At 60.9% G+C, this 13039-nt stretch carries 17 protein-coding genes; 7 read left to right on the top strand and 10 right to left on the bottom strand.

Annotation, left to right across the window (positions count from 1 at the left end; all coding sequences use genetic code 11):
* Together QM694_RS07035 and QM694_RS07040 are read right to left on the bottom strand one after the other, a co-directional pair.
* Complete coding sequence (locus QM694_RS07035; RefSeq protein WP_415006234.1) at positions 1 to 699, bottom strand: anti-sigma factor domain-containing protein; 699 nt, start codon at positions 697 to 699, stop codon at positions 1 to 3.
* The gene (locus QM694_RS07040) at positions 689 to 1240 is read right to left on the bottom strand and encodes a sigma-70 family RNA polymerase sigma factor (protein ID WP_415006235.1); all 552 of its coding nucleotides are present in this window, start codon (positions 1238 to 1240) and stop codon (positions 689 to 691) included. The genes QM694_RS07035 and QM694_RS07040 overlap by 11 nt, the downstream gene beginning before the upstream one ends.
* A 145-nt stretch (positions 1241 to 1385) precedes the next feature.
* Between QM694_RS07040 and QM694_RS07045 the strand changes: the two genes are divergently transcribed.
* From QM694_RS07045 to QM694_RS07060, 4 genes are all read left to right on the top strand, one after another.
* Positions 1386 to 1577 carry a hypothetical protein gene (locus QM694_RS07045; protein WP_415006236.1) on the top strand — a complete coding sequence of 64 codons (192 nt, stop codon included), beginning with the start codon at positions 1386 to 1388 and terminating at the stop codon, positions 1575 to 1577.
* A 588-nt stretch (positions 1578 to 2165) separates the two neighbouring features.
* Positions 2166 to 2354, top strand: a complete 189-nt coding sequence (locus QM694_RS07050; protein WP_415006237.1) for a hypothetical protein — start codon at positions 2166 to 2168, stop codon at positions 2352 to 2354.
* Positions 2355 to 2500: 146 nt separating this feature from the next.
* On the top strand, positions 2501 to 5866 hold the full coding sequence (gene carB / locus QM694_RS07055) for a carbamoyl-phosphate synthase large subunit (RefSeq protein WP_415006238.1): 3366 nt from the start codon (positions 2501 to 2503) through the stop codon (positions 5864 to 5866).
* Between the two features lie 70 nt (positions 5867 to 5936).
* On the top strand, positions 5937 to 6173 hold the full coding sequence (locus QM694_RS07060; RefSeq protein ID WP_415006239.1) for a hypothetical protein: 237 nt from the start codon (positions 5937 to 5939) through the stop codon (positions 6171 to 6173).
* 287 nt (positions 6174 to 6460) lie between these two features.
* Here QM694_RS07060 and QM694_RS07065 read toward each other — a convergent pair whose 3' ends face one another.
* Entirely contained in the window at positions 6461 to 6805 is a 345-nt protein-coding gene (locus QM694_RS07065) for a winged helix-turn-helix transcriptional regulator (RefSeq protein ID WP_415006240.1), read from the bottom strand.
* 108 nt (positions 6806 to 6913) lie between these two features.
* On the opposite strand from QM694_RS07065, the gene QM694_RS07070 reads away from it, so the two are divergent.
* Both QM694_RS07070 and greA read left to right on the top strand, forming a co-directional pair.
* The gene (locus QM694_RS07070; RefSeq protein WP_415006241.1) at positions 6914 to 7804 is read left to right on the top strand and encodes a pirin family protein; all 891 of its coding nucleotides are present in this window, start codon (positions 6914 to 6916) and stop codon (positions 7802 to 7804) included.
* 268 nt (positions 7805 to 8072) lie between these two features.
* A complete protein-coding gene (greA, locus tag QM694_RS07075; RefSeq protein ID WP_415006242.1) occupies positions 8073 to 8546 on the top strand; it encodes a transcription elongation factor GreA in 474 nt (157 codons plus the stop codon).
* 8 nt (positions 8547 to 8554) lie between these two features.
* Here the strand turns inward: greA and QM694_RS07080 are convergent, their stop codons facing one another.
* The 5 genes from QM694_RS07080 to QM694_RS07100 form a co-directional block, all read right to left on the bottom strand.
* Positions 8555 to 9037, bottom strand: coding sequence for a pyridoxamine 5'-phosphate oxidase family protein (locus QM694_RS07080; protein WP_415006243.1), 483 nt, complete (start codon positions 9035 to 9037; stop codon positions 8555 to 8557).
* A gap of 41 nt (positions 9038 to 9078) precedes the next feature.
* Entirely contained in the window at positions 9079 to 9693 is a 615-nt protein-coding gene (locus QM694_RS07085; RefSeq protein ID WP_415006244.1) for a ParB-like protein, read from the bottom strand.
* 77 nt (positions 9694 to 9770) lie between these two features.
* Positions 9771 to 10013, bottom strand: a complete 243-nt coding sequence (locus QM694_RS07090) for a hypothetical protein (protein WP_415006245.1) — start codon at positions 10011 to 10013, stop codon at positions 9771 to 9773.
* Between the two features lie 56 nt (positions 10014 to 10069).
* Positions 10070 to 10504, bottom strand: a complete 435-nt coding sequence (locus QM694_RS07095; protein WP_415006246.1) for an MgtC/SapB family protein — start codon at positions 10502 to 10504, stop codon at positions 10070 to 10072.
* Entirely contained in the window at positions 10501 to 10986 is a 486-nt protein-coding gene (locus QM694_RS07100; RefSeq protein WP_415006247.1) for a glutathione peroxidase, read from the bottom strand. The genes QM694_RS07095 and QM694_RS07100 overlap by 4 nt, the downstream gene beginning before the upstream one ends.
* Positions 10987 to 11090: 104 nt before the next feature.
* Between QM694_RS07100 and QM694_RS07105 the strand changes: the two genes are divergently transcribed.
* Entirely contained in the window at positions 11091 to 11327 is a 237-nt protein-coding gene (locus tag QM694_RS07105) for a hypothetical protein (RefSeq protein WP_415006248.1), read from the top strand.
* On the opposite strand, the gene QM694_RS07110 is transcribed toward QM694_RS07105, so the two are convergent.
* Together QM694_RS07110 and QM694_RS07115 are read right to left on the bottom strand one after the other, a co-directional pair.
* The gene (locus tag QM694_RS07110; RefSeq protein ID WP_415006249.1) at positions 11305 to 12423 is read right to left on the bottom strand and encodes a benzoate/H(+) symporter BenE family transporter; all 1119 of its coding nucleotides are present in this window, start codon (positions 12421 to 12423) and stop codon (positions 11305 to 11307) included. The genes QM694_RS07105 and QM694_RS07110 overlap by 23 nt on opposite strands.
* A gap of 66 nt (positions 12424 to 12489) precedes the next feature.
* A complete protein-coding gene (locus tag QM694_RS07115; RefSeq protein WP_415006250.1) occupies positions 12490 to 12963 on the bottom strand; it encodes an Lrp/AsnC family transcriptional regulator in 474 nt (157 codons plus the stop codon).
* Between the last annotated feature and the right edge of the window lie 76 nt (positions 12964 to 13039).

Genomic DNA, 13039 nt, shown 5'->3' on the forward strand with positions numbered 1-13039 from the left:
TTACTCCGCCGCCACCAGCTTGCCGGTGAACACAACAGGCCCCGTGGGCTGGCCGGTGGGAGATCCCCCTTCCGGCTCCAGGCTGACGGCAAACACGGTGGCGCCTAGCGCCGCGCTGTCGGCCTTTCCGAGTTGCGATGAGGGAATGCGGAAATCGGCGTTGAGAACGCCAAGCGATTGCGGCTTCTCGCGCCCTGCCCCCAGCGCCCAGAGCTCATAGGATTTGCCCTCCGGCAATTGCGCCGTGACGGGCCTGACCGTGATGGTGCCACGCGCCGTATCGACGGACGCGAGAAACGCTGGTCCCGGCCCATCGGCCTGCAGCACCGCGACGAAGCGCTGCCCCTGTGGCTCCGGCTGGGGCTTCAGGATCATCAAACCGGTAAGCGCCGCCGCCAGCGCCATTGCGCCCACGGCAATGCTGCGCCAGCAGTTCACGCGGCGCGTGAGGTCGATGACGGTTGCCGATGTGTCACCACAGCCGATGGCCGCCATGACGCGGGCTTTCAGATGCGCGGGCACCGGAACGGAGAGCAATGCCTCGGAGAGCGGAAACAGCCGCCGCTCCCACTGTGCCACGGCAGAAGCAAGCGCAGGATTGCCGGTCATTTCCTGATCAACTGCAGACCGTTCGGCGGCGTCCAGCGTGCCCAGCGCATATTCGGCGGCGAGGCCTTCGATTTCGTCATCAACGGCCATCGAGACACTCCCGGAGGGCAATCAGGCTGCGCCGGAGCAGCGTCTTGATGGTGGTGACCGGCCGCCGGTATTGTGCCGCCAGTTCCTCGCGCGACCAGCCGCGATAATAGGCCAGCAGCACCATGTCCTGCCGGTCTTCCGGCAGGCCGGACAGACACTCGCGCAGGTGCTTCAACTCCAGCGCAAATTCGGCTTCCGGCATGACAGGAGCCTGTGCTTCGGCTGCATCGTCCAGATCGGCGGTGGGCCGCTCCGACGCCCTCCGGCGCAGATCGATTGCCTGGTTGCGGGCGATGGCCGCCAGCCATGCCATGGGCTGCGCCTGCGCCTGATCGTAAAGCCCCGCCTTCTGCCAGATCCGCACAAAGGCTTCCTGCAATGCTTCCTCGGCAAGGTCGCTACGCGGCAGCACACTCCGTACCACGGCAAACAGCCGGCTGGCCGTCAGGTCATAAAGCCTGCCAAAGGCTTCGCGGTCGCCCTTGGAAACCAGAACAAGAAGTGGCGCCAATGTGGCAGGCGCGGGTGAAACGGCTGTCATGACACGATTACGTAACAGACCTGCCCAAAGGTTGCACCAATCGGCACCTAAATAAACGCCAGATGAACGGCGCATTCAGGCCGGGTTCCGCAAGCCCCCGCTAGGTTCCGTTCAACACTGAGATTGGCGAGAGGGACGAAACACCATGATCCGCAACACCATCATCATCCTTGGCGTGCTGGCTACCGCCGCCACGGCGATTGCCGCCCACAGCGCCCCTCCGGCCGCCAAAACCGGCAATGTCACGGTGATTTACAAGAATGCATCCGCTTCATTTCCGGAAGTGAATGTCTGGCAACCCTGCGCCGTGGAGGACTGTTCCGACGTTCAATCCTGAGTTTGCCGGGCGGCGACGCCTGACAATCCGGAACGTGGGGTGACGATTTTCATCAACGCCCCCTCTCGTGAAACTTGAAACTTCGCGTTCCGGTTCCGATCTTTAAGTTTCCCCAGGCAGTACTTCCCCCCATCCCCTGCAAACGCTGCCTGCACCTGGAAGGCCCCGGCTCAGCCCGGGGCCTTTTTTCCATGATCACGGGATTTTGTAAAAATCGTTACAAACCTGTCCCGCACTGTGATTTGCATTACAGCGGCGTCCGCACATATGGATTAACAGGACATCAACAAACGTGCAGATCGCGGAAACCGGCTGAAAAGCACAACTCAAGGTCGTCAAATACAGTAAGGAACTTTTTAGCTGGCTTGCCTGTTTACTCGGCGAAACCAATTCTCCCAAAGGCGGCACTTCCCCCATCCCCTGCAAAACGCCGCCTAAACTTGAGGCCCCGGAACAAATCCGGGGCCTTTTCCTTTTTATAGGAAGACAATTTCTAAACCGCAGATGAACGGACCATTCAGGGCAGGTTCCAGCCCGGAAGCGCAGAACTGCGCTCACGATCAGGGACCCTCCTGGGAGGAGATGAACATGAAAGCCAGAACGACCATCGCCAGCCTCGCCCTCGCCGCCGTGCTTCTCTCGGCCGGCGCATTCGCGAACAACAACCGGTCGCATTCCGTGGCGGGCGTCAACGGCATCAACGCCAACATCACCGTAATCGAAAAGAACCAGACGCTTTCCGCCGCCGACATCGTGGCCGCCGACAAGGGCGTGTAAAATTCTCCCGCCTGATTTTCAGGCGGCTTCGGGCGCTGCCATCCGCCGCCCTTGTCCATCCCCAGCCATCTCCCGACGATCAGCCGATTCGCCTTGGAATCGCAGGCGGCAGCGTGTAGGGAACCCCAAATTCGGGTTCCCCAGAAATGCCAAAACGGACAGACATCAAATCCATCCTCATCATCGGGGCGGGACCGATCATCATCGGTCAGGCCTGCGAATTCGACTATTCCGGCACGCAAGCCTGCAAGGCGCTTAAGGCCGAGGGCTATCGGATCATCCTCGTCAATTCCAACCCCGCCACGATCATGACCGATCCCGATCTGGCGGACGCCACATATATCGAGCCAATCACCCCCGAAGTGGTGGCGAAGATCATCGAAAAGGAACGGCCTGACGCCATCCTCCCCACCATGGGCGGGCAGACGGCGCTGAACACCGCCCTCTCCCTCAACCGCATGGGCGTGCTGGAGAAGTTCAATGTCGAGCTGATCGGCGCCAAGGCCGAAGCCATCGACAAGGCCGAGGACCGCGAGCTGTTCCGCGAGGCCATGAAGAAGATCGGCCTCGAAACGCCCAAATCCATGCTGGCCAATGCCTCCGCCGCCAAGGAGCTGGACCGCGATTTCTATGCCGCCGAAGTGGCGCGCCTGAGATCGGAAGACGGCGACGTGGCGGGCTTCGAGAAGAAATGGGCCGCGCAGGAGCCTGAGCGCTTCAAGAAATACCGCAACCGCGCCATGGTCGAGGCCTTCGAGGCCATGCTGGAAGTGGGGCTTCCCTGTATCATCCGCCCCTCCTTCACGCTGGGCGGCACCGGCGGCGGCATTGCCTATAATCGCGAGGAATTCTTCGACATCGTGGAAAAGGGCCTCGACGCCTCGCCCACCGCCGAAGTGCTGATCGAAGAGTCGGTGCTGGGCTGGAAAGAGTATGAGATGGAGGTCGTCCGCGACAAGGACGACAACTGCATCATCATCTGCTCGATCGAGAACGTCGATCCGATGGGCGTTCATACCGGCGATTCGATCACCGTCGCCCCGGCGCTGACGCTGACCGACAAGGAATACCAGATCATGCGCAACGCCTCGATTGCGGTGCTGCGCGAGATCGGCATCGAAACCGGCGGCTCCAACGTGCAGTTCGGCGTGAACCCGGCGGACGGCCGCCTTGTGGTGATCGAAATGAATCCGCGCGTCTCGCGCTCTTCGGCGCTCGCCTCCAAGGCCACGGGCTTCCCCATCGCCAAGGTGGCGGCACGCCTCGCGGTTGGCTACACGCTGGACGAACTGGCGAACGACATCACCGGCGGCGCAACGCCTGCCGCCTTCGAGCCGACGATCGATTACGTCGTCACCAAGATCCCGCGTTTCGCCTTCGAGAAATTCCCCGGCGCTTCTCCTACCCTCACGACAGCCATGAAATCGGTGGGCGAAGTCATGGCCATTGGCCGCACCTTCCAGGAATCGATGCAGAAGGCATTGCGGGGCCTCGAGACGGGGCTAACCGGCTTCAATGAAATCGAGATTGAAGGCTCTGGCGAAGACGATGACAAGAACGCCATCCGCGCCGCCTTGGGTACCCCTACGCCCGACCGCATCCTCAAGATCGCCCAGGCCTTCCGCATGGGGGCCACGGTTGACCAGGTGTTCCAGTCCTGCAAATATGAGCCGTGGTTCCTGCGCCAGATCGAGGAGATCGTGAGGACGGAGGAGACCATCCGTGCCAGGGGCCTGCCGAAAGACGCGGTGAACCTGCGCCGCCTCAAATCAATGGGCTTCTCCGACAAGCGGCTGGGCGAACTGGTGAAGACCTCCGAAGACAAGGTGAGGAACCACCGCCACAAGCTGGGGGTGCGGCCGGTGTTCAAGCGCATCGACACCTGCGCCGCCGAATTCGCCTCGCCCACCGCCTACATGTATTCGACCTACGAACAGGGCGATGAGGCCGAACCCTCCGACCGGCAGAAAATCATCATCCTCGGCGGCGGGCCGAACCGCATCGGCCAGGGCATCGAGTTCGACTATTGCTGCTGCCATGCCTGCTTCGCGCTGCATGACGCGGGCTATAAATCGATCATGGTCAACTGCAACCCCGAGACCGTCTCGACCGACTATGACACGTCCGACCGGCTCTATTTCGAGCCGCTGACGGCGGAAGACGTTCTTGAGATCATCCACACCGAACAATCGAAGGGCACGCTGAAGGGCGTGATCGTGCAGTTCGGCGGCCAGACGCCGCTGAAACTCGCGGCAGCGCTTGAGGCCGCCGGCGTGCCGATCCTCGGCACCACGCCCGACGCCATCGACCTTGCCGAAGACCGCGACCGCTTCTCGAAGCTCTTGAAGAAGCTGAAGCTGCGGCAGCCCGAAAACGGCATCGCCCATTCGGGCGCGGAGGCGAAGAAGATCGCCAAACGCATCGGCTTCCCGGTGGTGATCCGCCCCTCTTATGTGCTGGGCGGGCGCGCCATGGAGATCGTCCGGGATAACGCGCAGCTGGATCGTTACATCACCGAAGCCGTGGTGGTTTCGGGCGACTCGCCGGTGCTGATCGACAGCTATCTCTCCAACGCCACCGAGGTGGACGTGGACTGCATCGCCGACGGCAAGGATGTGTTCGTGGCGGGCGTCATGGAGCATATCGAGGAAGCGGGCATCCATTCCGGTGACTCCGCCTGCTCGCTGCCCCCCTATTCGTTGAAAGCGCCCGTCATCGCCGAGCTGGAGCGGCAGGCGAAAGAAATGGCGCTGGCCCTCAAGGTGGTGGGGCTGATGAATGTGCAGTTCGCCATCAAGGACGAAAAAATCTACGTGCTTGAAGTGAACCCCCGCGCCTCGCGCACCGTGCCCTTCGTGGCTAAGGTGGTGGGCATTCCCGTCGCCAAGATCGCCGCCCGGGTGATGGCGGGCGAAAAGCTCGAAAGCTTCAAGCTCAAATCGAAGAAACTGAATCATGTGGCTGTAAAGGAAGCGGTTTTCCCCTTCAACCGTTTCCCCGGCGTGGACGTGCTGCTCGGCCCCGAGATGCGCTCGACGGGCGAAGTCATGGGCCTCGACAAGAGCTATGACATGGCCTTCGCCAAGAGCCAGCTTGGCGCTGGCATGCGGATGCCGCAAGCCGGCACGGTGTTCATTTCGGTGAAGGATGCCGACAAAACGAAAATCCTCCCCGCCATGCGCCAGCTTGTGGAGATGGGCTTCAACCTCGTGGCCACCGGCGGCACCCAGCGCTTCTTCGAGGAGAAAGGCGTTCCCTCCACCAAGATCAACAAGGTGCTGGAAGGCCGCCCGCATGTGGTGGATGCGATCAAGAACGGCGAAATCCAGCTGGTGCTGAACACCACGGAAACCCGCTCCTCGCAATCCAACTCGAAGCCCATCCGCCAGACGGCGCTGATGCAGAAGGTGCCCTATTACACCACCCTGCCCGGCATCCTCGCCGTCACCAAAGCCATCGCCGCCCAGCGCGCCGACACGCTGAACGTGCGGCCGCTGCAGGATTATTTTTAGGAAGGCCTCCGGCACCAACGGTAGATCAATCCTCATGGCCACATCCGCGGCCACCAAAGAACTCCGGAAGATGATGAAAGAGCGGCTCCGCGCGGCGGGCTTTGGGCCGGCACGGGGATTTCCGGGCGCACTTGCCATTCGCATCAATGCCGAGGCGGAGCTCTACCTGTTCCCCGAGATCAGAACGCGCGATGGGATTCTGACGGCCGATCCTTTCATCGCAATGATGAGCACGTCGCTTCGCGAGCTTCTTTCAAATATCCCCGGCACCAGGATAAGCGAGCGGTTTGCGCAGTTTTTTCTGTAACAATTTCCCGGAATCCTAGAAGACTGGCAATCGCCATACTTGTATGTGCGGCACCCCGCCGACGTGCCCGGTGTTGTCGACAAGATCATTTCCGACGTCGAAAAGCGCGTAATCCCCTATTTTCTTCAGTTCGACTCCAAAGCGTCCATTATTCCATTGATCGAGGGCTATGCCTATCAGCGCGACTCCTGTCCCCATTTCATTGTGATCGGGGACGCCAAAGATAAATTGCTTCTGCTGAGGCCGAATTGAAATGACAGGCCGCCGAACCGTGTTTTGTCTAACAATCACTCAGACGACAGTAAAGCGCCCTGCAAATCCGGCACAGGCAATAAATTCCGCTGTGACCATTCATCCATCGCCAGCAGAACCGGTTCCAGCGACCGTCCGCGCGGGGTGAGGCGGTATTCGACTCGGGGCGGGATTTCGCGGAAGTCGTGACGCTCGATCAGCCCGTCCTGCTCCAGCTCACGGAGCTGGCGGGTGAGCGAGCGGTGGGTGATGCCGCCCAGATCGCGCTGCAATTGATTGAAGCGGCGCTCGCCTTGCAGGAGCCAGTAAATCACCATCACCTTCCAGCGCCCGGCAATGAGGCCCAGCGTACGCTCTGTCGGGCAACTCACGATTTTCATGGACGCAGCCTCCAGCGGTATCTTCAATGACCGTACTTGCAGATAGGTACATACCCACCCAAATGCCAGCCCGAAGTTGAAAATTCCCTTCGGCAATCGGAGAAAATCATGAAAAAGCAAGTTGTTGACGTGTCTCATGCGCAGGGCCAGCACTGGGTGGGCGATGGCTTTCCCGTCCGCTCGTTGTTCTCATACGGCGAGGGCGACGCGGTGAGCCCCTTCCTCCTCCTCGATTATGCGGGGCCCTTCATGTTCGGCCCCTCCATGCACCGGCGCGGCGTGGGCGCCCATCCCCATCGCGGCTTCGAGACGGTGACGATCGTCTATGACGGCGAGGTCTCGCACAGCGATTCCACCGGCAAGGGTGGCACCATCGGCCCGGGCGACGTGCAGTGGATGACGGCGGCCAGCGGCATCTTCCATGAGGAATATCATTCCGACGGGTTCACCAAATCCGGCGGGCCGTTCCGCATGGTGCAATTGTGGGTGAACCTGCCTGCCAAACACAAGATGTCCAAACCCGGCTATCAGGCCATCGGTTCGGCGTCGATCCCGGTGGCTGAGTTGCCCGATGGGGCCGGCAGCCTGCGGGTGATCGCCGGTGACTTCGGCGGGACCAGGGGTGCCGCGCGAACCTTCTCGCCTCTCAATGTGTGGGATGCGCAGATGAAGGCGGGCCATGCCGCCACCTTCACGGTGCCCGAAGGGCACACGGCGATGGTTGTGGTGCTCGGCGGCCGCGTGACCATCGACGGCCAGGCCGCAACCGAGGCGGAGGTTCTGCGTCTCAGCCGGGAGGGTGACAGCTTCACGGTGATGGCTGACGGTGACGCCAAACTGCTGATTCTCACAGGCAAGCCCCTGGGTGAGCCGGTGGTGGGCTATGGGCCTTTCGTCATGAACACCGATGCGGAAATCCGCCAGGCGATTGAAGACGTGAACGCCGGGCGTTTCCTCACACCGGCAAACACCGTGGATGAGCCGACAGGCGCCGCATGACCAGCGCCCGGCCTCATGTCAAACCGTGAGGCCGGGCATTTTTTGCCAGCCCGTCTCTCTGCGCCAAAAATGCCGGGACAAAGCAGGGTTTACCCACGGGAAACCGATCCCCTTGAAATCCACGCCGATTTAGGCCATCTTCTGCCCTCGCCCGGCTGCTACGTTCACGCGTAGGCCGGGTGCCGTTTTTTCTGATGATGGCTTCAAACCGCGCCGCGCGGGTGTTCCGGGCGGGCTGAGACGAACTGACATATTCTGGACGAGACCGATGGAAAAAGTGCCAATGACGGCCGAAGGCCACACCGCGATGATGGATGAGATCAAGCATCTGAAATCGGTGGAGCGCCCGCGCATCATCAAGGCCATCGAAGAGGCGCGCTCGCACGGCGACCTTTCAGAGAATGCCGAATACCATGCCGCGAAGGAGCAGCAGGGCTGGACGGAAGCGCGCGTGGCAGAGCTTGAGGACAAGATCAGCCGCGCCGACGTCATCGACATTTCCAAACTCTCGGGCGACACCGTGAAATTCGGCGCCAAGGTCACGCTCGTTGACGAAGAAACCGACGACGAGGCCTCTTACCAGATCGTCGGCGAGTTCGAGGCGGATGTGAAGAAGGGCAAGATCTCCGTCACCTCCCCCATCGCCCGCGCCATCATTGGCAAAAAGACCGGCGACAGTGTCGAGGTCAACACGCCGGGCGGCGGCAAGAGCTACGAAATCCTGAAAGTGAAGTGGAAGTAACCTGCGCCTCAGCGCAGGTTCACCACCGCCACCTTGTCCTTGTAGTCTTCCTTGGGATCACTCCCGAGCAGCATCTTGATGCCGGCGAGCAGGCTTGAGTCATTCAGCCAGATTTCGGCATTAGCGGCATCGAAACGCACCAATGCGAGATTGGGATCGGTCTTGCCGCCGGGATACCAGGCGGCGATGAATTTGTTCCACAGCCTGTCGATGACGGCCTTGTCATTGTCGAGCGTCATGGTGCCGTCGATGCAGGCGAAGAGGTCATGCCCTTTCGACACAAAATGCGCAGCAGCGGGTGCGGAGCGGCCCATTTTCTTCACAAGCTCGGTATCCTTGGCGGTGAAGAACCAGATAGGGCCTCCCTCTTCCTCGATCTGCGCCGTGAGCGGGCGCGAACGGCCATGCTCGCTCACCAGCCCCACCATGATGGTCATCTCGCTCTTAAGCTCTTTCCAGAGCTTGTGCTTCAGATCGGCTTCCTTGCTCATGCGCGTGTCCTCCAGTTTCAGGAGGGCAAACGCAGACGGGTTCAGCGGGTTCCGGCTGGTGGCGGGATATAGCCGGGAAGATGGGCGGCGGCGGGAAGATGCACCAGTGCCATCGCTTTCTTTATTGCAGCGTCCATATTCCGGCTGATGTCTTTTTCCAGAATGAGCGGGCGGAAATAATCAGCCCACTGAAATTCCATATAGGGCTGCTGCGTCTTGAGAAACCCGCCCTTCAGCCGCACGAAACCGGCCAGGCTGCGATAAGGATCATCGGCAAGATCACCAAGCCTCTTTGGCAACGATGACACGGGATGGCGCTGGCCCTCCGCATCGGTCAGCATCATGAAACCACGCTTGGCCATGATGCCCCAGAAGTCGGCCATAGAATGCGCAGAAAAATCATCCGACACATCGACGGGAGCCGAGAGAAACTTCTCGCGTTCAAGAGCGAGTCCGAGATGGTGGTGGTCAATCACATAGACGCGCTTCTTTGGGCCCAGCACGGCACGGATGGGATGCTCGAGAATGAAATTCACAAGTTCCGATGGCCGGCCGCGCAAACTTTCAAGACCGGCGCGCTTGAACTTCACAAGCGCATATCCCACGCTCATTTGCGTAGGCCGGAGATCGGCAATCTCCACAACCTGAATCGCCATCTTGTTTTCCTGTAGTTCTGCCGGGAAATCCTATCACGGATCCTCCCGGCAGAACGGACATTACAGGAAAATAAGACTTATTCCCGCATGATACGGTCCGGCAGTTTGTCAATTGCTTCATCAGCGCCCTGATCCTTGTGCAGCACGCCTTCGCGAAGGACCTTCGTCGCGGCATCGTGCTTCAATTTCGGATCGGTGGGAATGGGCTTAGTTTCGCTGTCGGCGGTAAGCCCCGGCTTGCGCTCCGATACTTTTTCTTCCCGAGCCGCTTCTGCAAACGAAGAAAGAGATTCAGGCTGCTGACGTTTCGCGGTTGCCATGGGTTGTCCTCCTTGTGTGGCAGATTAAACGCCGGGAGGACCGCAATGTTCCGCGATCAGTGTTCGCCGCCCTCCTCCACATCGGCAAGTTGCGGTATCCGGTGCTCGATGATGTGGAATACTGTATTGGCCGCGAGGATCAGAATGGTCGCGGCGAGCGGCAGCCAGATATAGCGCAAGCCCACGAAGCAACCCATTGCAGCAACGCACCAGATGGTGGCGGCGGTGTTGAGGCCGCGCACGCGGAAGCCATCCCGCATAATGACGCCCGCTGCCAGGAAGCCGATGCCCGTGGCCACTTGCGCGGCAATTCTCGCCGTGGCGTCGCCGCCCAGATCATGCCCCATCAAAACGAAAAGTGCGGCGCCGAACGCCACCAGCGCATTGGTGTGCGGCCCCGCCGCATGGCCGTGCCAGCGCCGCTCAAACCCGATGGCACCGCCCAGAAGCAGCGCCAGCGCCAGCCGCCCGACATCGGAATAATCCATCATGATGTGGCGAGCGCCTGATCCAGCGCTTTCCCGATCTTGGGGCCTGTGGGCTTTGCGACGGAAGAAAACCAGGTGATGAATTCACCCTGCCGCCCAATCAGATATTTGTGGAAATTCCATTTCGGCCTGCCGATCAGCCCGGCCTGTTCGCCCGCCCATTTGTAGAAGGGATGAGCCTCCGCGCCTTTCACCACGCTGCGCGTGGTGAGCGGAAAGGTGACACCGTAATTCACCTTGCAGAACTGGGCGATTTCGCCGGATGTGCCGGGCTCCTGCGCGCCGAAATCATTGCAGGGCACGCCCAGCACCACGAGGCCCTGCCCCTTGCGCGCCTGCCAGAGCTGTTCAAGCCCTTCATATTGCGGCGTGAACCCGCATTCCGAAGCGGTGTTCACCACCAGAAGCACCTTGCCCCTGAAGCTGGACAGCGGCAGCGGCGCGCCATCGATGGCGGTGAAGGAGAAATCATAGGCGGTTGTCATGATGCATGTCCGGATCGCAAAGAAGTTGACAAGAGATAGCAGGAATTTGACCCGTTCAACATGCCGTGTCATGAAAGTAAAAACTACAACCACAGGGAGGCGGCATGACGCGGGGGATGATCTGGGGCTGGGTGATTACATTGATCGGCATAGCCCTTTGGGCCTATGGCTATTTTGTCGGCGGCCACCCCGCCTTCATCAATTGGGCGGCCTATACCCCTCACTGGATCGCCGAATACATGCCCACCGCCGAAGCAGAAATCGGCATCCTGCTCATGTTTCTGGCCATGATCCCCATGTACTGGCCGCAGAAAGACGCTAAGCCCGCCGCACATCCCTGACATGGCGGGCGGCGAACAATACGATTCCCGCCATCAGCCCCCAGAAGGCCGCGCCAATCCCGGCAATCGAGATTCCGGATGCCGTGACGAGGAAGGTGACCAGCGCCGTCTCGATGTCGCGCGGTTCCTTCATCATCGCCGAAAGTCCGCCCATCAGCGGTGAAAACAGCGCCAGCCCGGCAATCGCGGTGATGAGCGGCGAAGGCAGCGCGCCCAGAATTTGCACGAAGCTCGCAGCGGCAAGGCCGATCAGTCCATAGAGGATCAGATAGGGCCAAGCCACCAGCCAGCGCTTCTTGGGATCGGGATGGCAGTCAGGCCCCGTCACGATGGATGCCGTGATCGCCGCCATGTTCACCGCGTGGCTGCCGAAAGGCGCCAGAAGCACGGAGCCAATCCCCGTCACCAGCAGGCAGGGTGCCACGGGCGGCTGATAGCCGGAAGCCCTGAGCACCGCGAAACCGGGAAGATTTTGCGAGGCCATGGTGACGAGAAACAGCGGCACGCCGATGCCGATGATGGTGCGCTCGTCAAATGTGGGCGTCGTCCATTCCATCGCTGTCAGGCCAAGGCTGCAGCAATTCCCGGCGAAGGAGCCGGAGAAGGCCGCCAGCGCCACGCCGAGGACAACAATCACCGGCACGGCGTAAAGCGGGATCAGCAGCCTGAGCGCGAAAAACACCACGATCAGCGGCAGCACGAACTGCGGCATGGCAAGCGCCGCGCCCGGCACGCCAAGGCAATAGTGAAACAGCACGCCCGCCAGCATGGCCGCCGCAATCGAGGCGGGGATTTTCTCGATCGCCTTTTCAAACGGCTTGATGAGTTCGCAGATCGCCATCAGCACCCCCGCCACCACGAACGCGCCGAGCGCGTTGGCGTAGCTGGCGCCGCTGGTGCTGGTGGCGATGAGCGCCGCACCCGGCGTGGACCAGGCCGTAATGATCGGCATGCGGTAACGCACCGAGAGAATGAACGACGTGATCGCCATGCCGAAGCACAGCGCCGCCGCCCATGACGCCTGCTGCGAGGGCGAGGCGCCCACGGCGCGCGCCGCCTCCATGATGACAAGGATGGTGGAGGCGAATCCGCACAACGACAGCCGTGGTGGTGGCGGAGATGATGCTGAACCATCCCCCGTCCCGCTTGATGGCGGCATCACTCATGGCAAAGGCACTCCGGGATCATATTTGGAAACGCGCAGGACGAGCGTGGTCTTGACGCTGTCCACATTGGGAGCACCCGTCAGGTCGCGGATGATGAAATTCTGCAATTCCGGCAGATCGCGCGCCACCAGTTTCAGCAGGAAATCCGCCTCGCCCGACACCGCATAAGCCTCGCGCACCAGGGGCCATCCCACCACACGGGTCTCAAAGGCGCGGAGTTCATTCTCGGCCTGGCTCTTCAAGCCCACGAAGGCGATGACGCTGACATTGAACCCCAGCGCCGCCGCATTGAGGCTGGCGCGATAGCCGGAAATGATGCCGCTCCGCTCCAGCGCCTGCACCCGCCTCAAGCAGGGCGGCGGCGAAAGCCCTACGCGTGAGGCCAGTTCCACATTGGTGAGCCTGCCGTTCTGCTGCAATTCCCGCAGGATTTTCCAGTCAGTCTGGTCCAAGTGGCTGCGCGAATCCATGGAGTTGATCCTAGCAATATTATTGCGCAAACCCCAAGCGGACTGTTCACAATCAGGTGCTCTGGCCTTGTGATGC

It is taken from the genome of Aestuariivirga sp. (genome assembly GCF_047602625.1).
Classification (GTDB): Bacteria; Pseudomonadota; Alphaproteobacteria; order Rhizobiales; family Aestuariivirgaceae; genus Aestuariivirga.